The organism is Campylobacter upsaliensis (genome assembly GCF_900637395.1).
In the GTDB taxonomy this organism is placed as follows: Bacteria; Campylobacterota; Campylobacteria; order Campylobacterales; family Campylobacteraceae; genus Campylobacter_D; species Campylobacter_D upsaliensis.
Genome location: NZ_LR134372.1, coordinates 576,146 through 602,129, shown reverse-complemented (window position 1 = coordinate 602,129; position 25,984 = coordinate 576,146). Strand labels below are relative to the sequence as shown.

At 34.9% G+C, this 25,984-nt stretch carries 24 protein-coding genes and 1 pseudogene; 3 read left to right on the top strand and 22 right to left on the bottom strand.

Annotated elements, in window-relative coordinates:
- Positions 1-3 precede the first annotated feature (3 nt).
- From secF to yajC, 3 genes are read right to left on the bottom strand one after another with little or no spacing between them, the layout of a single operon-like run.
- A complete protein-coding gene (secF, locus tag EL158_RS03010; protein ID WP_027304333.1) occupies positions 4-975 on the bottom strand; it encodes a protein translocase subunit SecF in 972 nt (323 codons plus the stop codon).
- Positions 975-2,558, bottom strand: coding sequence for a protein translocase subunit SecD (gene secD, locus EL158_RS03005; protein ID WP_027304334.1), 1,584 nt, complete (start codon positions 2,556-2,558; stop codon positions 975-977). Before secD ends, secF begins: the two co-directional genes overlap by 1 nt.
- Positions 2,551-2,823 carry a preprotein translocase subunit YajC gene (gene yajC / locus EL158_RS03000; protein WP_004274788.1) on the bottom strand — a complete coding sequence of 91 codons (273 nt, stop codon included), beginning with the start codon at positions 2,821-2,823 and terminating at the stop codon, positions 2,551-2,553. The genes secD and yajC overlap by 8 nt, the downstream gene beginning before the upstream one ends.
- Between yajC and EL158_RS02995 the strand changes: the two genes are divergently transcribed.
- Positions 2,796-4,127 (top strand): apolipoprotein N-acyltransferase, encoded by a 1,332-nt coding sequence (locus EL158_RS02995; protein WP_027304335.1) that lies wholly within the window; start codon positions 2,796-2,798, stop codon positions 4,125-4,127. The two genes, yajC and EL158_RS02995, sit on opposite strands and share 28 nt — an antisense overlap.
- Here EL158_RS02995 and cmoA read toward each other — a convergent pair.
- From cmoA to EL158_RS02950, 9 genes are read right to left on the bottom strand one after another with little or no spacing between them, the layout of a single operon-like run.
- On the bottom strand, positions 4,113-4,817 hold the full coding sequence (gene cmoA / locus EL158_RS02990; RefSeq protein WP_027304336.1) for a carboxy-S-adenosyl-L-methionine synthase CmoA: 705 nt from the start codon (positions 4,815-4,817) through the stop codon (positions 4,113-4,115). The genes EL158_RS02995 and cmoA overlap by 15 nt on opposite strands.
- Entirely contained in the window at positions 4,807-5,652 is an 846-nt protein-coding gene (locus tag EL158_RS02985) for a bifunctional riboflavin kinase/FAD synthetase (protein WP_027304337.1), read from the bottom strand. The genes cmoA and EL158_RS02985 overlap by 11 nt, the downstream gene beginning before the upstream one ends.
- Positions 5,621-6,331: a 23S rRNA (cytidine-2'-O)-methyltransferase TlyA gene (gene tlyA, locus EL158_RS02980; RefSeq protein WP_027304338.1), complete on the bottom strand. Its 711-nt coding sequence runs from the start codon at positions 6,329-6,331 to the stop codon at positions 5,621-5,623. The genes EL158_RS02985 and tlyA overlap by 32 nt, the downstream gene beginning before the upstream one ends.
- Positions 6,328-8,265 (bottom strand): NAD-dependent DNA ligase LigA, encoded by a 1,938-nt coding sequence (gene ligA, locus EL158_RS02975; RefSeq protein WP_027304339.1) that lies wholly within the window; start codon positions 8,263-8,265, stop codon positions 6,328-6,330. The genes tlyA and ligA overlap by 4 nt, the downstream gene beginning before the upstream one ends.
- On the bottom strand, positions 8,262-9,401 hold the full coding sequence (gene folP, locus EL158_RS02970; RefSeq protein WP_027304340.1) for a dihydropteroate synthase: 1,140 nt from the start codon (positions 9,399-9,401) through the stop codon (positions 8,262-8,264). Before folP ends, ligA begins: the two co-directional genes overlap by 4 nt.
- Positions 9,398-10,009: a DNA polymerase III subunit delta' gene (locus EL158_RS02965; protein ID WP_027304341.1), complete on the bottom strand. Its 612-nt coding sequence runs from the start codon at positions 10,007-10,009 to the stop codon at positions 9,398-9,400. The genes folP and EL158_RS02965 overlap by 4 nt, the downstream gene beginning before the upstream one ends.
- Complete coding sequence (locus tag EL158_RS02960; protein WP_027304342.1) at positions 10,009-10,545, bottom strand: HobA family DNA replication regulator; 537 nt, start codon at positions 10,543-10,545, stop codon at positions 10,009-10,011. Before EL158_RS02960 ends, EL158_RS02965 begins: the two co-directional genes overlap by 1 nt.
- The gene (locus tag EL158_RS02955) at positions 10,542-11,744 is read right to left on the bottom strand and encodes an aspartate kinase (RefSeq protein ID WP_027304343.1); all 1,203 of its coding nucleotides are present in this window, start codon (positions 11,742-11,744) and stop codon (positions 10,542-10,544) included. The genes EL158_RS02960 and EL158_RS02955 overlap by 4 nt, the downstream gene beginning before the upstream one ends.
- Positions 11,744-12,214 (bottom strand): RNA pyrophosphohydrolase, encoded by a 471-nt coding sequence (locus tag EL158_RS02950; RefSeq protein ID WP_027304344.1) that lies wholly within the window; start codon positions 12,212-12,214, stop codon positions 11,744-11,746. The genes EL158_RS02955 and EL158_RS02950 overlap by 1 nt, the downstream gene beginning before the upstream one ends.
- A gap of 76 nt (positions 12,215-12,290) precedes the next feature.
- Here EL158_RS02950 and hemW point away from each other — a divergent pair, with 76 nt between their 5' ends.
- Together hemW and EL158_RS02940 are read left to right on the top strand one after the other, a co-directional pair.
- Positions 12,291-13,352, top strand: a complete 1,062-nt coding sequence (gene hemW, locus EL158_RS02945; protein ID WP_027304345.1) for a radical SAM family heme chaperone HemW — start codon at positions 12,291-12,293, stop codon at positions 13,350-13,352.
- A 312-nt stretch (positions 13,353-13,664) separates the two neighbouring features.
- Entirely contained in the window at positions 13,665-16,409 is a 2,745-nt protein-coding gene (locus EL158_RS02940) for an autotransporter outer membrane beta-barrel domain-containing protein (protein ID WP_126361477.1), read from the top strand.
- An 83-nt stretch (positions 16,410-16,492) separates the two neighbouring features.
- On the opposite strand, the pseudogene EL158_RS02935 reads toward EL158_RS02940, so the two are convergent.
- From EL158_RS02935 to EL158_RS02890, 10 genes and pseudogenes are all read right to left on the bottom strand, one after another.
- Positions 16,493-16,744 (bottom strand): annotated as a pseudogene (locus EL158_RS02935) (Cj0814 family flagellar-dependent secreted protein); the annotation flags it as partial.
- A 125-nt stretch (positions 16,745-16,869) separates the two neighbouring features.
- The gene (locus tag EL158_RS02930) at positions 16,870-17,811 is read right to left on the bottom strand and encodes an NAD(P)-binding domain-containing protein (RefSeq protein ID WP_027304764.1); all 942 of its coding nucleotides are present in this window, start codon (positions 17,809-17,811) and stop codon (positions 16,870-16,872) included.
- A gap of 71 nt (positions 17,812-17,882) precedes the next feature.
- A complete protein-coding gene (locus EL158_RS02925) occupies positions 17,883-18,485 on the bottom strand; it encodes a nitroreductase family protein (RefSeq protein WP_027304765.1) in 603 nt (200 codons plus the stop codon).
- Positions 18,482-19,087, bottom strand: a complete 606-nt coding sequence (locus tag EL158_RS02920) for an NAD(P)H-dependent oxidoreductase (protein WP_027304766.1) — start codon at positions 19,085-19,087, stop codon at positions 18,482-18,484. Before EL158_RS02920 ends, EL158_RS02925 begins: the two co-directional genes overlap by 4 nt.
- Entirely contained in the window at positions 19,077-20,435 is a 1,359-nt protein-coding gene (locus tag EL158_RS02915; protein WP_027304767.1) for a TolC family protein, read from the bottom strand. Before EL158_RS02915 ends, EL158_RS02920 begins: the two co-directional genes overlap by 11 nt.
- A 1-nt stretch (position 20,436) precedes the next feature.
- Positions 20,437-22,362 carry a MacB family efflux pump subunit gene (locus tag EL158_RS02910; protein ID WP_027304768.1) on the bottom strand — a complete coding sequence of 642 codons (1,926 nt, stop codon included), beginning with the start codon at positions 22,360-22,362 and terminating at the stop codon, positions 20,437-20,439.
- Positions 22,362-23,525 (bottom strand): efflux RND transporter periplasmic adaptor subunit, encoded by a 1,164-nt coding sequence (locus EL158_RS02905; RefSeq protein WP_027304769.1) that lies wholly within the window; start codon positions 23,523-23,525, stop codon positions 22,362-22,364. Before EL158_RS02905 ends, EL158_RS02910 begins: the two co-directional genes overlap by 1 nt.
- Before the next feature lie 53 nt (positions 23,526-23,578).
- Entirely contained in the window at positions 23,579-23,959 is a 381-nt protein-coding gene (gene panD, locus EL158_RS02900; RefSeq protein WP_027304770.1) for an aspartate 1-decarboxylase, read from the bottom strand.
- A 33-nt stretch (positions 23,960-23,992) separates the two neighbouring features.
- Entirely contained in the window at positions 23,993-24,790 is a 798-nt protein-coding gene (locus tag EL158_RS02895; RefSeq protein WP_027304771.1) for a HemK/PrmC family methyltransferase, read from the bottom strand.
- Positions 24,787-25,974: a M48 family metallopeptidase gene (locus EL158_RS02890; RefSeq protein WP_027304772.1), complete on the bottom strand. Its 1,188-nt coding sequence runs from the start codon at positions 25,972-25,974 to the stop codon at positions 24,787-24,789. Before EL158_RS02890 ends, EL158_RS02895 begins: the two co-directional genes overlap by 4 nt.
- Positions 25,975-25,984 lie beyond the last annotated feature (10 nt).

The following is a 25,984-nucleotide window of genomic DNA, read 5'->3' as shown; positions in this document are numbered from 1 at the left end:
TCCTTAAATCGTCCCTTTTTCATACATAGCACGGTTTTTTTCTTTTTCCTGCTTTCTTTTAAGTTTTTCTAATTCTTTCATTTTAAAATGCTCTACGCTAAATTTAAACCACATCAAAGTAGGACTTGCCACAAAAACAGAGCTAAAAGTCCCAGCCACTAAGCCCACAAGCAAGGCTAAAGAAAAGCCCTCTATCATCGACCCACCAAAGAAATATAAAATCACAACCGTGGCTATGGTAAGTCCAGAAGTTAAAATGGTGCGTGAAAGCGTAGCCGAAACACTTTCATTAATAATAGGCGCAAGTTCATTTTTCTTACTTGTTTTAATGCCATCTCTAATGCGGTCAAAAATGATAATAGTATCATTAAGCGAGTAACCAAGCACAGTTAAAATCGCAGCAAGCGTGTCTAAATTTACATCAATTTTAAACAAGCAAATCGCTCCAAGTGTAATTACCACATCGTGAATTTCACTGATAATCGCCGCAATAGCAAAACGCCACTCAAAACGAAACGCAATATAAATCAGTATAGCCACCAAAGATACTGCCAATGCCATTAAGCCCTTATTTCTAAGCTCATCGCCCACCTTAGGACCCACCACATCAACGCGTCTTAATTCAAATTTTCCCGTATCTTTTAATAAAGAGGAGATATAAGAACCCGTATCATCGCCTAAGTTCTCATTGCTTCCTAGAAATCTTATAGTGATTTCTTCCGCACTTCCAAATTCCGTAACGCTTAGATTTTGAAACTGCCCACTTTGACTTAAAATTTCTCTAATTTGAGGGATAGGAGCGGCATTTTCATAACGAAGCTGCACCAAAGTCCCTCCACTAAAATCAATGCCAAATTGCAAACCCCTTTCAAAAAGCAAATAAATTGAACCAAAAAATAAAATAAAAGAAAGAGAAATCGCCGCAAAACGCATTTTCATAAAATCATAAATCTTTTTTTCACTAAAAAATTGCATTAAATTTTCCTTTTGTAGCCAAACCAAAATCTTGTATTATTGCTTTTTTCCATTTTATTCATAAAATAATCAAACATTCCGTGTGTTCCCCAAATCGCCGTTATCATACTCACAACAATACCTATACCAAGCGTTACAGCAAAGCCCTTCACCGCACCTGTGCCATAAGCATAAAGTGCGACAGAAGTTACTAAAGAAGTGATATTCGCATCAATAATCGCACTCATAGCATTTTTATAACCTTGCTCTACACTAGCACGGATTTTTACCCCATCGCGTAAAAGCTCTCTAATGCGTTCATTAATAATCACATTAGCATCCACAGCCATACCCACAGTTAGCACAAGTCCAGCCATACCGGGCAGGGTTAAAGTCGCTCCAAACATCGCCATTACAGCCACGACAACAAGAACATTTACAAGCATAGCAATGTTTGCAAACACCCCTGCCACACCATAATAAAGCATCATAAAAACGATGATAAACACGGAAGCACCGATGAGAGCTATCATACTCATTTTAATACTATCAGCTCCTAAAGATGGACCTATACTTCTTTGCTCCAAAAGTTTCACAGGAGCTAGCAAAGCCCCACTTCTTAAAGCCACAGCCACATCGCGAGCTTCTTCTTGAGTAAAAGCACCACTTATTTGCCCACTACCCCCACCTATGCGTTCATTAATGGACGGAGCCGAATAGACCTTATTATCAAGCACTATGGCAAGGCGTTTGCCGACATTTGCCCCCGTATAGTCTGCAAATTTCTTAGCACCCTCGCTATTTAAGGTAAAATTAATCACAGGATAAGTGCTAGTATCACTAAAGCCAACTCTAGCGTCTGTAAGCATAGAGCCGTCTAAAATAGGGATATTTTTAAGGGTGTATTTAAGATTTTCATTACGCGAATCGCTCATCACAACAAGCCCGTAACTAGCGGCTTCTGCTTCACTCATCGCGAAAGCTTTAGACATTTTAGACTCATCAACCTCCATTAATTGCAAATGTGCAGCTTTTGTAATCCTCTCCTTAGCTCTAAGCTCATCTTCTTTTGTTTTAATCCCTGCTAATTCAACGAGAATTTTATCCTCTCCTTGTTTAGCTACGGTAGGCTCAGCCAAGCCAAATTCATCAAGGCGGTTTCTAATCGTCTCAACAGCTTGCAAAAGAGCGAAATTTTCGATATTTTTAAGTTCTTCTTGCGTAAAAGATACTGCAAAATGCAAATTGTCTTTTTGGACATTTAAGCCCTTGATTTCATCAAGTAAGGCTTGCATTTTTGTCATATCGCCCTCGTCTAAGAGGCTAAATTCCAAGCCTTCATCTTTGACGATGAGCTGGTCTATGAGTATGTTTTCTTTATTAATAGAATAATGAAGCGAAGAGGCGACTGATTTCATTTTAGATTTTATCGCCTCTTTATTATCTACGCCTAAAAGCATATAAAGTCCGCCTTGCAAATCAAGACCTAAATTAATCTTTGCTCCACGCTCAGACTGCAAAAAAGACGGCAAAGAAAACGCTATACCAAAAATAAAAACCGCAATGAAAACAAGCAAACGATAAGTGATTTTCACATTACTCATTAATTTTCTTTGCTACAAATTCTCGCGAAATTCTTGCTGTAATGTTTTCTTCATTAAGCTTAACTTTGATAAAATCCTCCTCAGGTTTTATCACCTCGCAAATCAGTCCTCCATTAGTGATGATTTTATCACCTTTTTGTAGGGATTCAAGCATTTGCTTATGTGCTTTTGCTTGTTTTTGCTGGGGTCTTATGACTAAAAAATAAAAAATCGCAAAAAGAACGATTAGAGGTAACAATGAAGTTAAGATTGAATTTTCTGCCATATTTTTTTCCTTTTTCTAAAAAATTTGACCCTAATTCTACCATTTTTAAAATAATAAAAACTTTTTTTTGTGCTTTTTTACTCTCAAATCCTATCTATTTTTCCTTTTTTGAAAATATCTTTTTAGAAACTTTAAGTCCATTTTTAGCTATTTGGGGGCTCATTTTACTTTTACGAACAAAAAGTGCAAAGGGCTATTTTTGGACAGGTTTTTTGATGGGGCTTTTTTGGTTTTGGTGGGTAGGGCTTTCGGCGATTTATTTTAATTTAAATTATTTGGTGCCTGTGATTGCTCTTATAATGGGGCTTGTTTATGGGGTGCTTTTTAGAATTTGTTTTCTTTTTAAATTTGATTTTTTAAGACTTTGTGCGATTTTTGCCCTTAGTTTTATCCATCCGCTTGGTTTTGACTGGCTTGAGTGGGGAATTTATACAACTTATGGCTTTTTTGATAGCTCTTTGCGTGGGATTATTTGTTTATTTTTAATTGCTTATTTTATTTATGAGGGTTATATTTCAAGGTATTATAAAATAGCCATTGTGTTAATTTTATTTTTTACAGGTTTTCACTACGAGGAAAAAACAGCTACAACTTTACCTTTTTCTTACAAACTTATTAACACAAACATTTCTCAAGATCAAAAATTTCTACAAGAAAAGCTTATTTTAAATTCCAACACTCTCTTAAGTGAAATTTCTCGTGCTATTTTAGAAAAAAAAGAATTAGTTATCCTACCAGAAACAGCCTTTGCATTTAATCTTCAAGGCACAAAATACGAAGAATTTTTAAAAGAACTCTCTCATAAAATCATCATCATAACAGGGGCTTTTTACACTAAAGATGAAAAAACTTACAATAGCACTTATGTCTTTAGACAGGGCAAAAGCTACATTTTCAACAAGCATTTTCTCGTGCCTTTTGGAGAGGAGATACCATTTTTTAAAGAGCTTGTTAAAAAATATTTCTTACCTAATATGGAAGAATTTACAAGAGGTCCCGTGCAAAGTCAATATAAGCTTAACGATGTCTTAATCACAAATGCCATCTGTTATGAAGCAACTAAGGAGCAAAATTATAAAAACTCAAAAATCATCATCGCTCTTTCAAACAATGCTTGGTTTAAGCACTCAAGCGAATATAAGCTTCAAAAACTTTTAATGCAATTTTACGCCAACAAATACGGCGTAAGCGTTTATCACGCGACAAATGGTAAGGAAAATGCGGTGATTTTACCTAAGAAAAGGCTGGATTTAAGGTGGCTTGAGGAAATTAAAAGCTGGAATAAAAGCTTATTTGAAAGCTAAAAAAGTCTCAAAATTCGCCCATTTAAAGATACTTTGCACCCTTTTAAAGCCCACCTTTTCAAGTAAGGCTATATTTTCTTTTTCTGTGTAAGGCACAAGGACATTTTCCAAAGCCTCCCTTTTTGCCGCGATTTCAAAGAGAGAATAACCCTGCGTTTGCTTATATTCTGCATAAATTTCTATCATATTTTTAGCTAAAAATGGCTCTTCGTAAAGGATTTTCTCACTCATTAAAAACACGCCATTTTCTTTTAAATTCACATAAATTTGACGCAACAAATCCTCTCTTTTAGGCGGTCTAATAAATTGTAATGTGTAATTTGCCACAAAGGCATCATTTTCCTCAAATTCCCACAAATCCAAACTTTGCTCATAAAATTTTATCTCCGCCCCAAAAGCCTTAGCCTTATGCCTAGCAAGTTCTATCATAGCCTTAGAATTATCTACGCCACTTAGCTCTACATCTTTTCTTAACTCAAAAAATTTCAGTAAAAAATTCGCACTCGAACAGCCCAAATCACAAAGCCTCGCCTCTTTTTTTAAAAATTTGCTTAAAATTTTTACACCAAGCTCCAGATTTTCCTTATAAAAAGGCACAGAACGCTCTATCATATCGTCAAAAACGCTCGCCACACTTGCATCAAATTCAAATTGCTTTTTAGGATTTTGCTTAAAAAGTTCATCTTTCATCGCTTAATATTTCCTTTGCTTGCTCTATATCTTGTTTAATTTTTTCTTTTAAAGCTTTTAAATCGCTAAATTTCTCATTTTCTCTTAAAAATTCTACAAAAAAAAGCTCCACTTCCTCGCCTACTCGCACTTCTTTTTGAAATTCCTCTATAATATGCGTTTCTATACTAAAGGCTAAATCTGTGCTTCTCACACCCAAAAAACTCACGCTTTTGAAGCATTTTTGCCCTATCTTTATCATACTTGCATACACGCCATTTTTGGGTAAAAAATAATCTAAATTTTCTAAATTAAGCGTAGCAAAAAGCTCTTTTTTACCAAGTCCTTGACCCCTAATAACCCTTGCTTTAATGCTATATTTGCGTCCTAAAAAACGCTCAGCTTTTTTCACCTCACCCCTCGCTAAAAAATCCTTAATCAAACTCGCATGCACACTCAAACCATCAAGTTTAAATTCTGGCACAATACTTGTTTTAATCCCACTTAATCTTTCTATATCAAAAGCTTTAGCTTCTTTATTATGCCCAAAAACAAAGTCATAACCCACCACAATATGTTCTAAAAATTTAAATTCTTGCCTTAATAAATGTAAAAAATCTTGCGCTTTTAAATGGCGTATCTTCTCAAATTCAAGTGTAAAAATAGCCCTTTTGCTTAATTCTTGCTTTTGTTTAAAATCGCTTAAAATTTCGCCTTTAAATTTATTAATGACAAGCAAAGCTCCATTTAAATCTAATCTTTTAATGAGTTCTAAATGCCCCAAATGAATCCCATCAAAACAGCCTATGGCAAGGGTTTTGACCTCATTTTTTTCTAAAATAGTAAAAAAACTCATCATTACCCTCCTTTCCCTTAAGGCTTGAAATTTCACATTTTTCCAAAAGCCAAGCATGAGAAAAACAAGCTTTTTCAAAATTTATCCTTGCTCTTTTCACACTTTTTTCATCTTTTAAAACACCTTTTTTATCGCGTTTTGCTTCCTTTCCTACTTCAAATTGTGGTTTAAAAAGCAAGATAATATCTCTCTTAGCCAAGCTATCGATATAAGAGAGTAAATTTAAAAGCGAGATAAAGCTCACATCACAAGTGATTAAATCAAATTTTTCCTCGCTCTTAAATTCTCTTAAATCCACACCCTCAAGGCTTTTAACTCTCGCATCGTGCCTTAAGCTTTGATGAAGCTGATTATTACCTACATCAAGTGCTACGATATTTTTAACTCCCTTTTCTAATAAAACTTGCACAAAGCCTCCCGTGCTAGAGCCTATATCAAGGCAATTTAAGCCCTCAAGTCCTAAAGATAATTGTGCCAAAAAGCCCTTAAGCTTTAGTGCTGCACGACTGACATAAATTTCGCTCAAAAGCTCTAAATTTAGCTCCCCATTTGTCTCATCAAGCTCAAAAGAAGGTTTTAAAAAATTTCCATTTAAAGTGATTTTTTTATTTTCTATTAATTCAAGTGCCTTATTTCTACTGATTTTAAGGCGTTTTGCGACAAAAATATCATATCTCATATCTTAACCAAAGCATTAAACTGAATTTCATCAATGCACTTCACTCCCAGCTCTCTTGCCTTCTCTAACTTAGAGCCAGCCTCTTCGCCAAAAAGCACAAAATCCGTTTTTTTTGACACAGAGGAGCTTACCTTGCCTCCAAGCCTTTCTACAAGTGCCTTAAATTCGTCTCTAGGGCGTGAAAGTGTGCCTGTGATAACAAAGGTTTTTTCATAAAATGGGCTTTGTGTAGATATTTCTTGCTTTTCATTTTCTAAATTTAAAAGCTTATAAAAAGCTTCAATTCTAGCTTGATTAACCCTTGTAAATTCTACCAAGCTTAAAGCCATTTGTTCGCCAAAACCCTCCAAATTTTTATATTCTTCAAAACTTTTTTGATACCACTCTTTATCAAAACTTAAAGCCAATTTTTTTGCCGCTACCTCGCCTATATGCTCAATACCAAGTGCGGTAATGAAGCGATAAAGAGGACAGATTTTCGCACTTTCTATGGCATTTAAAAGTTTAGTGATTTTCTTTTCTTTAAAGCCCTCAAGTCCCTCAAAATCTTGAAATTTAAGGCGAAAGATACTCTCAATGGAAGTGATTTTTTGCTTTTCATATAAAAGCTCTACGATGCTCTCTCCAAGTCCGTCTATATTAAGACATTTTTTAGAGACAAAATAAATAATGGAATTAACAAGCCTCGCTTTACAATCTAAATTTTGACACTTAATCAAAGCCCCCTCATCTAAAAGCTCACTTTCGCACACTGGACAAAGCTTAGGGCGTTCTATTTTAAGGGCGTTTTCCCCCCTTCTATCTTTAAAAACCTTAGTGATTTTAGGGATCACATCGCCACTTCTTATAACGCTTACAAAGTCATTAAGACGCAAATTAAGCCTTTCTATCTCGTCAAAATTATGCAAGGAGGCTGATTTCACCACGACCCCGTCTAAATTCACAGGCTTTAAAACTGCCACAGGAGTTACCACCCCACTACGCCCCACTTGCAAGCTCACTCCCACTAAACGCGTGCTTTTTTCAAGGGCAGGGAATTTAAAAGCTGCCATAAATTTAGGATATTTTATCGTGTAGCCAAGCTCCTTGCAAAGTGCTATATCATCGACCCTTACAACCATACCATCCATCATCATAGGTTTTAAATCTCTTAAAGATAAAAGCTCCTTATAATGCGTCAAAACCTCATCTAAGTTTTTACAAACTCTTACAAATTCATCTTTTAAAAAGCCAAGTTCTCTAATAAAGTGCATAAGCTCACTATGTTTTGTAAAAGCTAAAGTATGCTCTCCCACGCCCCAAGGATAAAATTTCAAATTTCTTTCTTTAGTAATACTTGTATCAAGCTGCCTTAAACTTCCACTTGCTGCGTTTCTAGGATTTGCAAAAAGGCTAAGATTTTCTTTCGCTCTTTTTTCATTAAGCCTTTCAAAATCTTCTTTTAAAATCACAACCTCGCCGCGAATTTCTATCTCGCCCTCATAATTAATTATTTGCGGGATATTTGCTATCTCTTTGACATTGAGCGTTACATCCTCGCCTATCTCGCCATCTCCTCTAGTCGCCGCACTCACTAAACGACCCTTTTGATAAAGTAAATTTAAACTAGCCCCATCAAACTTAGGCTCGATGAAAAAGCCATCTTCGCACTTAGCCCTTTTCGCCCACGCCCTAAGCTCCTCTTCATCAAACACATCCTCCATAGACCACATTTTACTTAAATGCCTACTTTTTTTAAATTTACTTTGTATGGTAGGGGCGATTTTTTGTGTGGGGGAGTCTTTTGAAATTAATTTTGGATTTTGCTCCTCAAAGGCTCTTATTTCTCTTATTAAAAGGTCATACTCCTCATCACTAGCTAAAGGCTCATCTTCTTCATAATAAGCCCTCATCCATAAATTTGCCAACGCAACTTTTTTTAAATATTCACTCACAGCACCACCTCCTCATAAGCCTTATGAAGTGCAAAAAGCTGCTTATGCTCGTATAAATCGTGCGTTCTTATAATACTAGCCCCATTTTCATAAGCCTTTAAGTGTAAATATAAACTCCCAGCCAAACGCTTCTCAACTTCACTTTCAAAATAAAAATTAATCGTGCTTTTGCGACTTGCACCTACAAGCAAAGGTTTGTTAAACTGCAAAAAATGCTCCAAATTTTTGAGTAAAATCATATTATGCTCCGCACTTTTACCAAAGCCAAAGCCTATATCTAAAATGCTTTTTTTAACTCCATAAGTCTCTAAAATTTCAAGCTTTGAAGCAAAAAAACGCTCAAGCTCTAGGATAAGATTTTCATAATTTGGATTTTCTTGCATATTGTGCGGTTCATTTTGCATATGCATAAGACAATAAAAAGCGTCATATTTTTTTGCTAATTTAGCTAAATTTTCATTTCTAAGCCCTGTAATGTCATTAATCAATCTAAAGCCCTTATTTAAGGCATATTCAAGGCAGTATTCATCAAAGCTATCTAAACTAAAAATAGTCTTTGTGTGATAATTTTTCGCATAAATTAAATCAAGGCAATTTTTAAGACGCGTAAATTCCTCCTCCCTCCCACAATAAAAACTCCCCGGTCTTGAACTGACCGCACCTATATCGATAAATTCGGGCTTTAATTTTAAAAGTGCGTTAAGCCTTGCTTCAAAGTCCTTTTCACTTACACGGCTACTAGGATTAAAACTATCTTCATTAATGTTTAAAATCGCCATCAAATTCACGCTTTTAGGCTTGATGAATTCTTTTTGCAAAAAATTCGCCAAAATTTTAAGCTTAAAATCTTGCTTTTTTTCTTTTGCAATTAGGCTTAAAATTTGCTTTTTAGTGGCGATTAAAAGGGCATTTGAATACTTTTGTTTTATGATAATTTCTTCATTTGTAACCAATTCAGCCCCTATACTTAGGGCATCTTGCTTTAAAATATTTGCCGCAGGAGAGGAGATATTTTCTATAAAAATAAAATGTAAATTTGCCTTTTCTTGCATGATCTTCTGTCCCATTTTATGCGGTTTAATAAGGGTGCAAATTCTCTCAAAATCGCTATTTATATTGAGTTTAATGCAATTCATTTCATATTCTTTTCATATAAATTAAGCAAAAGCGTGGCTAATAAAATTTGTGCCTTAGAATTGAGTTTGCTAAGCTCATAAGCCTCATAAAAAAACTCCAGCTCCTTTTCATCAAAAGCTTTTATTTTAAGACTTTCCTTACTAAGCTTGATGATAAGCTCACTCAAGGCGTTTTTGTCTAAACTTTCATTTTCTTTTAAAAATTCATAAAGGGCTTTTAAGTCAAGTTTTTCAAGCTCTAAATTTAATTTCACCTCTTCTTTTTTTCCTTTTCTTTTTTCGCAAATAAGTCGCGATTTTATCGTAGGTAAAAGCAAATTTTTAGAAGGAACAACGATGAGAAATTTAATATTTTTAGGTGGCTCTTCAAGAAGCTTAAGCAAGAAATTTTGTGCTTCGTGGCGAAAAGAATATGCCATTAAAACAATGATTTTTTCACTACTTTCTGCAATATAGCTTTCTTTTTCCACCGCTCTTGCATCTTCTAATAAAAATTCATTTGGCACATTTTTAGGGATAAATCTTAAAGTATTAATGCCAAATTCGGCGATCAATTCCTCCCTCACGCCCTCAAAATCATCGCTAATTAAAATTTTGCTAATAAACATTAAAGGCTAACTTTAGAAAACAAAATCGCATCTAAGCTCTTGTCAAAAAGCTTATAAAGACTGATAAGCTTAAAATCCAAATCTCTATCGTTAGAATCTAAATAAAAGCTATTTTGTAATTGCTCATCAAAAAGCCACAAAAGGCTATCATTTTTAGACCTTGCGATAAGAGACCTTTTGTCCCTTGCCGTGCCAATGTAAAAATAAACAAAGCCATTTGGAAAGGCGATTTCTAACATATCGTTGAGTAAGATAATATCTTCATTATTTTGAATTTTACGCTCAAATAAAAAAGACTTAAGCGAAAAAAAAGGCAGCAAAGGACGCGCACGATTTGCATTAATGTGCTGAAAAAAATAATGCTCATACCAGCTTCTTGCCTCATCGCAAATTAAAATAAAAGCCCTGCCCTCTAGCAAATATTTAAGTCTTGAAGCGACCAAAGGCGACCACTCCAAACGGCGACTTTCCATCCACGCCATAGAAGCACCGCCACTTCTTATATTTTCTAAACTCCAGCTTAAAAAATCGCTCATTTATCGAGTCCATAAACCTCATGCAAAGCACGAACGGCTAATTCTCCATATTTTTCATGCACTATCATTGAAATTTTAATCTCACTTGTGGAGATCATACCTATATTAATCCCCTCATTTGCTAAAGCCTTAAACGCCGTAGAAGCCACGCCAGAGTGCGACTTCATACCCACACCCACGACAGAAACTTTTACCACAGCACTATCGCTTTCTAACAATACTTGATTGCCTAAAACCTCTTTCATCGTATTTTTAGCTTGGTCAAGTTCATTTTCAGGCACGGTAAAGCCCAAATTTGTCGCACCATTTGTGCCGACATTTTGAATAATCATATCAACATTAATGTTTGCCCTAGCAAGACTTGAAAAAATCTCAGCCGCAATGCCTGGTTTATCCTCGATATTTCTTAAAGTGATTCTTGCTTGATTTTTATCTAGTGCTATGCCACTAACTAAGGCTTGTTCCATTCCATCTTCTTTTGTTATCATTGTTCCCTCATTGTTATTAAAACTACTTCTTGTAACTAAATTGACATTTAATTTTTTAGCAAGCTCCACAGAGCGATTTTGCAAGACTTTCGCACCCAAACTAGCAAGCTCTAACATCTCCTCGTATGAAATTTTATCAAGCTTTTTAGCCTTAGGCTCTATGCGAGGATCAGTCGTATAAACCCCATCAACATCAGTATAAATTTCACACAAATCAGCACTCAAAGCTCCCGCCACAGCCACCGCACTTAAATCGCTTCCCCCGCGTCCTAAAGTTGTTACATTACCCTCCTCATCAACTCCTTGAAAACCAGCGATGATGACGATTTTCCCTTCTTTTAGGGCTGCTTTTATCGCACTTGTATCAATGTGCTTAATTCTAGCCTTAGTAAAAACGCTATTTGTGATAATGCCCGCCTTCCTCCCAGAAAAAGAAACAGCCTTATACCCTAGCTCATTTAAAGCTATGGATAAAAGTGCCGAAGTAACCCTCTCCCCACTGCTTAAAAGCATATCCATATCCGCACCATTAGGATTTTTACTAAAATACTCGGCTTGCTCGATGAGAGAATTTGTAACCCCACTCATAGCAGAGACAACGACTACAAGCTCATTTCCAGCCTTTACGCTCTCTATCACACGCAAAGCCACAGCCTTAATGCGCTCTAAATCCCCAACGCTCGTTCCGCCATATTTTTGAACTATTAGCATTAGATATAACCTTTCTCCTCAAAATATTTAATCACCTTCACATAAATCCCCTTTTTAAAATGATTAACCAGCTCAAAAAGCTCCTTTTTACTCACAAAACGATAATCATCAAATTCAGGGTGCTTGGTATTTAAATCAATCTTAGCACTTGGCTTTAAACGCACTAAAAAATATTTTTGAATTTGCCCATCATAAGGATACATCTTAGAAGCGACCTTACTAGGAAAGTCGTAACTTAGCCACTTAGGATACTCTGCTATAAGCTCAAGCTCCTTCGTGCCTATCTCCTCTTTAAGCTCCCTAAATAAAGCCTCTTTTGCGTTCTCTCCCTCATCAATGCCACCTTGTGGAAATTGCCAAATATCCTCCATATCACTTCTTTTTCCCACAAAAAGCCTACACTCAAAAGGATAAGCAGGAGAAAGGACAATTGCAGCGACATTAGGACGATATTTTTTAGATTTTTGCACACATTTTCCTTAAAAATTGAATTTTAACAAAAATAAATTACAATTAGAAAATAAAAAATCAAATTTGAAAGTTTTAATGCATTTTTACATCCATATCCCTTTTTGCGAAAGCAAGTGCCACTACTGCTCCTTTACCTCTTTAAAAAAGAAAGACTATGAAGAAGCATATTTTAACGCTTTGATAAAAGATATCAAATTTCAAATTTCTCAATTTAATCTTAGCAAAAACTCTATCAAAACGCTTTTTATAGGCGGTGGAACGCCAAGCGTTGTGGAGGCAAAATATTATGAAAAGCTTTTTCAAGTCCTAACGCCTTTTTTAAAAGAAAAAGCCGAAATCAGCTGCGAAGCAAACCCAAATTCAAGCAATTTTAACTGGCTTAAAGCTATGAAGGAACTAGGCATCAACCGCCTTTCTTTTGGTGCGCAAAGTTTTGATGAAAAAAAACTCAAATTTTTAGGACGCTCCCACTCTCAAAAAGCTATCCTAAAAAGCCTCGAAGTTGCTAAAAAGGCAGGGTTTAACAATGTGAATTTAGATTTGATTTACGATACAAAACTAGACACCAAAAAAATGCTTGAATATGAGCTTTTACATTTAGAAAAAATTAAGCCTCTTATTAAGCATTTAAGTGCTTATCATCTTAGCATAGAGGAAAATACAGCATTTTCTAAGCTTTTTCACTATAAAAAAAATGCACCTAATTTAATGCGTTTTTTCATAAAAGGCATTGAAAATTTAGGCTTTAAACAATATGAAATTAGTAATTTTTCTAAAAACAAACCCTGCCGCCACAATCTTTCCTACTGGCAAGGTAAAAACTACCTTGGTGCTGGACTTAGTAGCGTAGGTTTTTATGAAAATCAAAGATTTTACACATATCAAAATTTGCAAGCTTACATCAAAGAGCCTTGCTTTAGAAAAATAGAAAAGCTTAGTTTCAATGATTTAAATTTAGAACGGCTATTTTTAGGGCTTAGAAGCGTTGTAGGTGTGAAAGAAAAAGATTTAAGCCCCACTCAAAAAGCAAGAGCAAATTTACTTTTAAAAGCAAAAAAACTTCAATTTGAAAAGGGGAGGTATTTTAATACAAATTTTCTCTTAAGCGATGAATTAGCCCTTTTTATCAGCTCTTAATGTTTGTAATATGTATCTTAAAATCTTTAATTGACAAGAAGTCTTTTAATAAGAAAAATATAGCACATTAAAATAAGAACGAAACGATAGCTTAACCCTAAACCTAGCCTAAAATGATAAGAACTTTAACTCCATCTCTCCCATTTTTACACATTTTACAAAAAAAAAAAAAAACGATTTTTCGAATTTATCTTTACTTTTTGTTAATTTTATTTTATAATTGAGGGTAATTTTTATCTTATTTAGAAAGGATTTAGTTATGAAAAAACATCTTATTAACTCTCTCACGGGGGGGGGGGGGGGGTAACTCATATGAGTTCTAAAAAGCCTCTTTTATCTTTAGCCTGTATCCTTGCTCTAAGCACGACTATAAACGCTCAAAAACCATCTGATGCTCTCATACGATTTGGCACTACCCACCCTAATAATTTTTTCTCAACATATAGGGATAGTAGTAAGAGTATGCAGAATTTTTGGATATATGAAGCTTATAACGATACCGGGGGAGCAGGTGGCAGAGGGCAACATATAACATCTGGTGCTAGAACAAATAATGGACACACCCTACAACTCAGTTCCGTAGGTATAAATAGTAATTCTTCCTCTTATGTGCGTCTCATTACAAAGGGAACTCTCAATGTAAATGAAGACCTTAGCAACAAAACTATACAAGTCCATTATAGCTTTAGAGAAGGTAACAGCGGCTGGACGAACCATATGTTAAATAACACTACGATAAAGTATGCTAAAGTAGATAATAAAGCCCAAAGTGAGTATAAAGCTAACGGTGGCACTAGCACCATTGATGAATTACATAATGAAGCTACAAGAGTAGTTTTAAAAAAAGCTAACGGCGGCACTATCAATGTAACTACTCTTAATCAAAATTCTAATGGTTCTACTGAAATTTATGACGGCGTAAATGTAACAAATGCAAATGTAAATAGTGGTAAGTTTTACCAACAAGGCGGAACCATTGCAACTCTTACTATAAAAAATGGAGAATTCAAACAAGGGTATCAAGCAAATAATAATGCTATAAGCAATGACGGAGACGGAGGCACCATTACCAATCTTACCATTGATAATGGCACCTTTACCAAAGCTAAAGGAAGTGTAACTGGCACTATCACTAATACCAATGGTAATATTAATAATATGGGAAATTCCTCTATCAACACTATCACTAGCACAAATGGTAACATCACCAACGCAGGAACTATCACTTCCCTAACCTACACAGCAGCCCCTACTACAAAAGCTATCCAAACAAAGGCTAGCACAGATAGTATTACTAACACAGGCACGATTACCACCCTTACAAATGATGGAGGTCATATCACTAATAGTGGAAATGGAAACATTACTAATCTTACTAATAGTAATGGTAATGTTAATAATAGTGCTAATATCCAAACCTACACTCAAGAAAGTGGAAACACAATGCAAAGTGGAGGCACTATACAAACTCTTACTCAAAAAGGAGGAAGCTTTACTTATCAAGGTGGAACGATAGGCTCTTTAAAACAAGAAGGCGGAAGCTTTAATAACCTTCAACAAAACATTAGCCTCTTTACCACTCAAGGTGGCTCCCTAAACAACATACAAGGCACTATTGAAAATCTTAAAATTACTTCAGGTGATTTTGAACTAAATAATATGCAGCAAGGTAGAATTGCTAATATAGAAATAGGTGGAAATGGTAAGATTAATATTAATGATAATATGAATATAGGCTATAATAATGGAATTTCTACCTTTAGAATAGCAAATGGTGCTGCTCCTACTTTAAATTTTGGTGAAGTAAGAACAGCCACCACAGCACAAGAAACCTATGCAACTGTTAAGCTTGTAGATAGCACAAGTAATGCTAATACCACTCAAGCAAGAGTAGCCATAGATAAACTTACCATAGCCTTAGTGAGTGAGGATACACAAATTGGTAAAAGTGTTTCTTTAGCTAATTCAGTATCAGGTGCTGCTAATACTGGAGTTGGAAATGTTTATGTTAAAAGTGCAGACTTTTCACAAGATCTTAAACAAAGTGGCTTTTATGGGAAATTTAATGCACAAACTCAAACCATAGACACCCGTTTTAATGCTAATCTTGGTGCGGCAGGTTTATTCTCTCAAGCCTTTATTAATCAATTAGGGCGTCGTTCTTTATTATTTGATTCTTTCTTAAATGAAGCAAGTCGTGCTTCTTTAAGATATAAAAGAACCCAACCTGATACAAATTTTGATATCTTTGTGCGTCCTTATTATTCTAAGATTAAAACAGACTTAGCAGATATACCAGAAAAAGCAGATGGAACAAGCTCTGGTATCTTAGCAGGAGGACATACATATTTTGATAATAGCTTATTAATGCTTTATGGAGCAGTAGAGAAAAATAAGACTCATTTAGCTGATGATGTCTTTAATTTTGATAGTGATACTTTCTTACTTGGTTCAAAATATAGCATAGAACTAGCTCAAAGTCATATAGGACAACTTTTTGGTGGAGTGGATATAAGAGGCTCTTATACTAAAGCAGATCTTGAAAGAGAACCAGTAAGTGGTTTTAAATCTCAAGGAGATGCAAAAAACTATGCTTATGATGCTAGAGTATTTTTAGCTTCTATTATTTATTATAACTTACAAGATCATAGCCAATATCTCACTCCTCAAATAGGCATAGGTCATACAGGAGCTAAGTTAAAAGGCTTTGATATGAAAGGGAATAAATTAGCCTATAAAGAAAGCTTAGATGATATGACTTATGGTATCACTTATGCAACAGCAAGTTTGAATTGGTTTAAAAGAAAAGATAATGTTGCTATTCAGCTTGATGGAGGTGTAAGGGTCAATCTTAATAATGAAATAGATACCCAAACTAGAATCAATGGTCAAAACTTTACCAATCATTTTGAAACATCAAAATACTATTCACAATTAGGGGGAGCTTTTATGTGGATAAATCCTTATGGAGTAGATGTAAGCTTAGGCTATAAATTCCTCTTTGGAGAAAGTGCAACATCACATACTGCTAGTTTAAGACTGCATAAGACTTTTTAAGACTTTTTAAAGGATATAAGCTAAGGCTTGTGTCCTTATGAGTTTTTATTTGCTTTTTGACTTTTTTTATTATTATTTTTACTTAGAGTATGAACGGTATTTTGAAATTCGCTAAATAAGCCATAGTTTGTGTCAAAATTAGAATTTAAATTATTGTCTAAAAATTCACTTTTTATTAGAGTTTGTGAATTGGCACTTTGAATTTCATTTAATTTACTAGCATTTTGTTTTAAAAAAGCATTAGCAAAACTTATTTTAGAATTCTCTTTACTAGCTTTTGCTTGTGAAAGTATAGAACTATAGCTTGAGTTATCGTTGATACTAAAGATACTCATAATTCAAAGAAATACAAGCAAGATGTGTTCCATTTTGGGGTAAATGGAACAGGGAGTGTGGTTAGTATTGATATAAAGGTTTAAAGCCACCTTTATACTTGCTTAATTCCGCTAAATTGTTAATTTTAGCCTTTTAAATGCTCCATAATTCTAAAAGCGTCATTTAAACCCGTAACTATGCTAGCACCATTTTTAGTCGCTATATCCCCGGCTACGAAAATTCCACTCACATTGCTTTGTTTATTTTCGTCCATTAAAGGAACACCCTTTTCATCGACATTGATACCACATTTTTGTAAAAAATCAAGAGGGGTTGAACCACCAATCGCATAAATTATCCTATCATAAAGCTCACTAGAATTATCATTAAAATTAACCCTAGCCTTGCCCTCTTCATCAAGCACCTCATTAATATCCACGCCCAGTTTCAGCTCAACCTTACCAGAATTTCCAGCCTCCATAATATCTTTTAGGTTAATATCATTAAGCCTTGTAAATTCTTTTTTGCGGTAGCAAAGTGTGATTTTATTATGATTTGCTAAATCCACAGCATATTCAGCAGCCGAATTTCCTCCGCCAACAACTAGAATTTTTTCATTTCCCGCAACAGAATTTGCATTGAAATTAATCTTCTTGGTTAAGCTCATAGGAAGCTTATAATCAGGCTTATTAGGCTTACCCATACGCCCTATGGCTATGATGATATTATCACACAAATAAGCCTCTTTAGCCGTTTGGACGATGAAGCCTTTTTCTTGCTTTTTCACGCTTTCAACCTCGCTATTAAACTCCACTTCTATATTGTGCGTTTTTAAAGCCTCCTCAAAACACGCTATGGTGCTTTCTTTCGTGCCGTCCTCAAAAGGGATATGTCCATAATTTGTCCCCTCGCAACCCTTATAAGCCTTATCTACGCGTTTGCCATCTTTATAATACTGCACTAAGGTTTGGCAAATTGAATTTGTCTTTTCTAAAAGCAAAAGCTCTTTATTTTTAAGCTTTGCCTCCACAGCACAGCCTATACCAGCTGGACCAGCACCGATGATGATTAGATCTAATTTTTTCATAATTTTCCTTCATAATTTAATTTTTAAATTTAACAAATTTTTTGCAAATAAAGAGTTAAAACATCAAATTCTCAATCCAAAAAACGCACAACTTCATCAAATTCAAAACGACTCTTAGCTGGAATTTCTTCATCATCACTATAACCAAGTGCTATCATTAGGGTAGAAAGCTCTTTTTTAGTATCCAAATTTAAATAAGCATTTAATTTAGCACTATCAAAGCCTCCTATGGTGCAAGTAGCGATATTTAGGGTATTTGCGGCGTATAAAATCCCAGCCAAAGCAATGTGTGCTTGCTCTCTTGAATAGGCTATTTTAGCTCTTTCATCCATACTCTGCAAAAAAGGCTTATAAAGCATAATGCGTTTTTGAATTTCCTCTTCGCTCATCTTTCTTTTTCTTAGTTTTTCTTCAAAATACTCCGCAAAATCAAGCCTAGAAACGACAATAACAATAGCCGCAGCGTTTTTTACATGGCTTTGATGATTTGCTATGAGGCTTAATTCTTCTCTTTTTTTAGCGTCCTTAATGACTAAAAATTTCCAAGGCTCAAGCCCCAAAGAGCTAGGACTTAGCCTAGCCACCTCTAAAATTTCTTTCAAAATTTCATCTTCAATCGTTTCTTTTTTAAAATTCCTACAAGAATATCTTGTTTTAAAAAGCTCCAAACTCATAAATACTCCACCACCTCATCAAATTTTAAGCGAATTTTAGCATATTTTGGCTCATTTTTTTTATAGCCCAAAGACAAAATGACAGCACTTTCAAAAGGCTCTTTAAGTTTTAAAAATGCATCAACTTTTTCTTTTTCAAAACCCCCTATCATACAGCTATCTACACCTATACTAATGGCAGCTAAACTCATTTGCATTAAGGCTAAATAGCACTGCAAAGAAGCATAATGGTAAAGCTCTTTATCGCTCATTTGATTTGTTTTATGTGTGTAAATTTGTAAAATTTTTTGAAAATTTTCCTCACTACTTCCGCTAAAACGGCGAATTTGCGACCTTGCAAAGGCGTCTTTTTCTTGTAAATCTTTTCTAGCAACTAAAATGATATTATGACTAGCCGTAGCGACATTTTGCTGATTAAAGCAAAGTTTGGAAAGCTCTTCTTGCCTATCTTTTAAAACAAAAAATTTCCAAGGCTCAAAGCCGTGAGAGCTAGGAGCTAAAACTCCGCTTTCTAAGATAAATCTCAAATCCTCTTCGGGGATTTTCCTACCATCAAAAAGCTTACACGCGTGGCGTTTTTCTAGCATTTCTTTAAAATTCATTTTCTTCTCCTTTTAAACTTGTGATTTGATAATATAAATTAATGGTTTCAAAAAGATTATATCTAGCTCTTAAAAGCTCTTGTTCTGCGTTAATAAGGGCATTTGAAGAGTCTAAATAATCTTTTAACTCACTCTTTCCAAGCTCATATTTTTGCAAATAGGCTCTTGTGATAAATTCCTGTTTATCCTTAATCAAGCTTAAATTTGACAAAAGCTTTAAATCGCTCTCATAGTCCTTAAACACTAAATGAAATTCATTAAAAGCACCTTGCAAGTTCTGCTCATATTCAAAGAGTAAAGCCTCGTAGGCAAATTGCGAAATTTTGATATTTTGCCTTACCCTACCATAATCTAAAAAAGGCAAAGAAATTTGGACATTACCGCTTAGAATTTCTAGCTTAAAACTCTCTTTAAATTCCTCAGCCTCTCCCCTTAAAGCACCACCTAAAGAAATGCTAGGCAAAATGGACTTTTGGACACTATTATAATCCTTAAAAGCAGCCTTTAAAGCGTTTAATTTTGCTCTCACATCAGGACGATAAGCTAAACTTTGTAGAGGTATATCAAAATTAGGCTCTAAAATTTTAAAATCTTTCAAACTTGCCTTTTCAAAATGCTTTAAATAAAAAAAGCCCTCCTTTTTACCCAATAAATCCTGTAAATTTTTAAGGATTAAATTACGATTTTGCTCGTTTGTTAGCAAATTTTGACGCGCTTTTAATAAACTTTGCTCCACATTTAAAAAGTCAAGTTTCTCTATCTTTCCAAGCTCGTATTTTAGAGCATAAAGCTCACTCATTTTTTCCAAATTGCTCACATAATTTTCTAGCATTATTTTCACATCATTAAAATAAGCCAATTCAAAAACGCTATTTAAGCTTGTATTAATAACGCTTAGTTTTAAACTCGCTAAGTCATAAGCACTAGCCTTAGCTCTTAATTCCTCCGCCCTCACACTATCTAAAATCTTACCATAAATATCAAGCTCATAATTCAAATTTAAGCCATTAGAATAGCCTTTATTATTAGTGCCTTTGTGCAAATTTTTCATTCGATTAAAGCCTAAAGTGCCGGCTAAACTAGGATATAAATCATAATCAATCAAATCCGCCCTAGCCAAAGCACTCAAAAGCGAAGTTCTAGCGACTTTAATGTCTTTATTATTTTCCAAAACAAAGGCTAAAAATTCTTGTAAATTTGCATTTTCATAGGCTTGCCACCACTGGGATTTTACATTTGCTTTTTTTAGCTCCTCTTCGCTTAAAAATACCTCTTTTACAGGCTCTATCTTAGCTCCGCACCCACTTAAAAACAAAAGTATTAAAAACAAAAAACTTATTTTTTTCATCTTATTCCTTTGACAGAGCGTTAATGGGATTTAAATTTGCTGCATTTTTTGCAGGAAAAAAACCAAAAATAAGCCCGATTAAAACAGAGCTTAAAAGCCCAGTTAGCACAGCACTCCCTGAAAATATCATCAAAAAATCACTCGCAAAAAGATTAAAAACAAAAATCACTCCAAAAGAAAGCGCCACCCCCATAAAAGCACCGATAACGCATATCATCACAGCTTCGATTAAAAACTGCATTAAAATATCCTCTCTTCTTGCTCCTACTGCCATTCTTATGCCAATTTCCCTCGTTCTCTCACTCACAGACACTAGCATAATATTCATCACGCCTATACCACCCACGACTAAAGCAATAAGTGCTACGCAAATGGTTAAAATGGTCGTTGTGCGTTTATTCGCCGTGATGGCTTCTTTAAAACTATCGATATTAAAAGTGAAAAAGTCCCTTTGCCCTCTTTTAAGCTCCAAAACCCTTATAATAGCATTTTCAGCCAAGCTAGAACTCACATCATCTTTTACTTTTACGATGATTTCTCTTAATTTTCTATCTCCTGTTAATTTATTCATCAAAGTCGTATAAGGGATATAAAGGCGGACTATATTATCACTAATAGGACGCCTTGTGTCCTTTTGTAAAATGCCTATGATTTTAAAAGGCGTAGAATTAAAAATCACAATCTTACCCAAAAGCTCCTCACTTTTTACATTAGGGAAAATGTTTTTCTTCGCGTTAAAATCAAGCACAGCCACATTAGCACTCTCACTTAAATCCTTCTCGTCTAAAATTCGCCCCACTTCAAGCTTTAAGCCGTCCATATTAAAGCTATTTACCCCCACACCCTCAGCCCTTGCGTTTAAAGACTTGTTTGTGTAGGTTAGCACCCCAGAAGTCCCCTCACTCGCTTCCACTGCCTCTAAGTATTCTAAACTTCTTAGTGTTTCTAAATCGCTAAAATTAAGCCTTGTTCTTCCCGAACGCAAATCTCCAAAACCCCGTCCGGGTCTTATTTCTATGGTATTTGTGCCTAGAGATGAAGTCGTTTGTAAAACCTTAGCTTGTGAGCCAAGTCCAAGTGCGACTACACAAACCACAGAGGCTATGCCTATGATAATACCAAGCATAGTCAAAAGCGATCTTAACTTATGTGCTATAATGGAAGAATAGGCGATTTTAAAGCATTCAAAGACTTGATTTTTAAGCAAATTGAAACTCTTTTTTTCTTTTAACATCGTTTTAATTTCAAATTCTCTCATATTTGAATTTTGCTTAGTATCGCTTAAAATTTCGCCGTCTTTTATCTCTATCACACGCCCTGCCTTTGCGGCGATTTTTGGGTCGTGCGTTACTAGTATAATGGTGTGTCCTTGAGCGTTGAGCTTTTGTAAAATTTCAAGCACCATTACCCCACTTTTACTATCAAGTGCTCCCGTTGGCTCATCAGCTAAAATTAACTCTCCGCCGTTCATCAAAGCCCTTGCTATGCTGACTCTTTGCTGCTGTCCGCCGCTTAATTCATTAGGCTTAGAATTGATTTTGTGAGAAAGTTCCAAATTTTCAAGCAAGTTTGTGGCTCTTTGATTTCTCTCTTCGCTTTTTTTACCCGCATAAACGCTTGGCAAAGCGACATTTTCTTTCGCACTTAAAAGAGGTAATAAATTATAACGCTGAAAGATAAAGCCTATTTTCTCACGCCTTAATCTTGCCTTTTCGTCCTTGTTTAAATTTGTTAGCTCATAATTTTCAAAGAAAAAACGCCCTCCACTTGGCTCATCAAGCGTTCCTATAATGTTTAAAAGCGAGGTTTTTCCACTCCCACTTTGCCCGATAATAGCGACAAATTCGCCCTTTTCTATTTGTAAATTAATCTGCTTTAAAATAGTATTTTGCCCTATTTTTTTGCTGATATTTTCAAGCTTTATCATTAAAATCCAAATTTCATCGCTGGAGCTAAGGCTTCAAGACTTGAAGAGATGATTAAATTCTCTCCCTCACTCACGCCGTCTAAAATTTCGGTATTTAACGCATCTTTTATACCAAGCTTGACATAAGCCTTACGCACCCTATCCTTTTCTAAAATTTCGACAAAATAGCCCCCATGATCGCTTTTAATCGCATAAGTTGGCACAGCAAGGACATTTTGTGCGTGAGCGACCACAATCTCATTTTGTATGCTCATACCTATACGCAATAAATCGTTCTTATTATCCACAAAAAATTTCGCATAATAATAAATGGCATTACTCGTGGAATTTGAACTATTGGAGCTATTTTGCTGCGAATTTGAATCGCTAATTTGCGTATCGGCTGGGTCTATGCTAGCAATTTGTGCTTCATAAGTTTTTTCAGGATTACTTAGCAAAGAAAACTCAAGCTTAGTGCCGATTTTAATTTTACTCACATCAGCTTCTGCGATTTCCATTTTCACTTCCATTTGTTCTAAATTGGCAATTCTTACAAGGGTCGGTGTATTTTGATTCGCATTAACGGTTTGCCCCTCATCAACCGCGACATTGATTATCACTCCATCCATAGGAGCGGTGATAATGGTATAATCCAAATCTTTTTGCGCGTTTTTAAGTGTGATTTCAAGCTCAATCACCTCCGCATTTAAAGCCGCCACAGACGCCTTAAGGGCAAAATAATTATCCTTAAGTGTTTCAAGGCTTTCAAGCGAAGTCGCATTTTTAGCATAAAGCTTTTGCTCTCTTACATACTGCTTAGAGGCGATATTTAGGGCGACTTTTTTACTCTCCAAATTCGCCCTTGCACTCTCAAGTCTAGCCTTAGTGATGTCAAGGTCATTTTGCTGCTTATCCTTATCAATTTGAGCAATCAAATCTCCCTGCTTAACCCTATCCCCCACATCAACATAAAGTTTTATGATTTGTCCGCTAACTTGCGCACCGACATCAACTTGCTCTTTAGCATAGACCTTACCCACAGCCTCTATGGTTTGAGAGATATTTTTGCGTGAAATTTTTTGCGTGAGATACTCCACTTTTTCCGCAGAAAAATAAAAATAAACCCAAATTCCAAAACACAGCACGATACAAATAAGCAAACTAGCAATTAATTTTTTCTTCATTATTCCACCTTGATGTGTCTATTCTACTTGGCTAAAGTGAATTTTTTGTGAATTTAAAACAATTCTCCGTGCGTTTCATAATGGCTTATTTTAGTAATGGCGTTATTTTCATCGACAAAAACAACCTTTGGCTTATGCTCTTTTAATTCTTTCTCCTCTAAATTCGCATACGCCATAATGATAATTTTATCACCCACTTGCACCTGTCTAGCCGCAGCACCATTAAGACAAATCGCTCCTTTTTCTTTAGTCGCTATGGTATAGGTCTCAAACCTTGCGCCGTTATTGACATTAACCACTTGCACCTTTTCATACTCAAGCATTCCACTTGCTTTAAGAAGCTCCTCATCTATGCTAATACTCCCCACATAATCAAGTCTCGCCTCACTCACAGTGGCTCTGTGAATTTTAGATTTTAATATTGTAATTTGCATTATTTTCCTTTCGTTTTTAATATTTTAGCTAAATTAAGTCCTTTTTGCGACAAAAGCCCTATCAAAGCCATTTTCATCTTTAAAAAATTCAGCCTTAAAATTGTATTTTTCTAAAATTTGACTTAAAATTTCTTTTTGATCGTAGCCAAATTCACAAGCTAGAAATTTCGCTTCTTTTTGATAAGCAAAGATGATGATTTTTTCTAAAATTTCATAACCCTTCTCTCCCCCCAAAAGAGCGTTTTTAGGCTCATTTTGCACCCATTTATCAAGAGGATAGGAATTTTTAATATAGGGAGGATTTGAAAAAATCAAGTCAAACTCATCCTCCTTTACATCAAGCTTTTCAAAATCACTTAAAACAAAATCGATTAAAACTTCGTGTTTTTTAGCATTTTTAAGGGCGATTTTTAAAGCCTTTTCATTAATATCACAAGCCTTAATATTAAACTTTAAATTCTTCGCTAAAATAATGCTTAAAACACCACTTCCAAAGCCTATTTCAAGGGCATTTTGTAATTTTTCTTTTTGGACTAATTCCAAAAGCTTAACAAGTAAAATTTCACTATCATAACGCGGGATTAAAACGCCCTTTTCGATGTAAAATTCCAAGCCGTAAAAATCTGCTTTTTTAAAAAGATATTCATAAGGCTCACCCTCCTTAAAACGCCTTATAAGCTCAAAATACTCACTCTCATCAAAGTCCAAATTTTCATTTAAAAAAAGCCAAGTTCTGTCCTTTTGCAAAAGCTCACATAAGATAAATAAAGCCTCATTAGCCTTTTCTTTAAGCTCTATTTTAGCAAGACTTAAAGCCTCTTTAATTTTCAAGAAAGTGCCTTAAGTCTCTCGCTAATGCTAGGATGTGAAAGATGAAAAATAGTATAAATTTTACTTGTTTTCACAAAGGCTTTATTTTCCTTCGCAAGGGCGATGAGAGCATTTTTCATATCTTCTTTTGAGCTTAATTTTGCTCCGTGTAAATCAGCCGCAAATTCATTTTTACGGCTTAAAAGATTGAGTAAAGGAGACACAAGAGAAGTAAAAATAGAGCCAAAAATAAGCAAAAGAGCAAAAATGCCTGCATTAACGCCCTCTAAACCACTTTGAGTGTAAAAAAATTCAGGCAAATTAGCAAAAAGAAAGAAAAGTATAAAAAGCATCAAAGCTCCACTTATAAGGGCTTTTAAAATATCCTTATGCACAAAATGTCCAAGCTCGTGTCCCAAAACGGCTAAAAGCTCTTTTTCACCCAAAGCCTTTAAAAGCGTGTCAAAAAGCACCACTCTTTTGCTCTTAAAAAGTCCGCCAAAATAAGCATTAAGCCTCTTATCTCTCTTACTTGCATCGATGACATAAACGCCGTTTGCACTAAAGCCACATTGTTTCATTAAATTTTCAATTTTACTTAATAAATTTTCATCATCAAGCTTTTGCATTTTATTAAAAAGTGGGGCGATTAAAGTGGGATAGATAAGATTGATCACTAAAATCACACAAAAAGAAAAAGCAAAAGCCCCAAGCCACCATAAAGCTCCCAAAAATTCATAGCATAAAAGCAAAACATAAATAATTGCAAAACCAAAGATAAGAAGCAAGGCTAAAGATTTCAAACTATCTTTTATAAAAAGGCTCACGCTCATATTTGAAAAGCCTTGTGCTTTATTTTTCACAAAATCTTTATAAATGCTTAAAGGCAAATTAAATAAAGCCATTAGCACCAAAAAAGCTAATAAAAATAAGGTATTTTCAAGCTTTGAATTTTCGCTAATCAAAAGACTTTTAAGATAGGCAAAGCCAAAGCCAAGCCAAGCTATATTGATGATAAGGCTATAAAAATTAGAAAAAAGTTCAAATTTTTCATTTTCAATGGCAATATCTGCCGCCCTTTTATACTCTTCCTCATTTAAAATTTCTGCCTTTTTCTCTCTTTCTTGCTCCAAAAAACGAATTTGTAGATAAGAAATCAAAGCAAAAAAAGCCGTATAAAGACATAAAATCGCAATTAATAACATCTATTTTCCT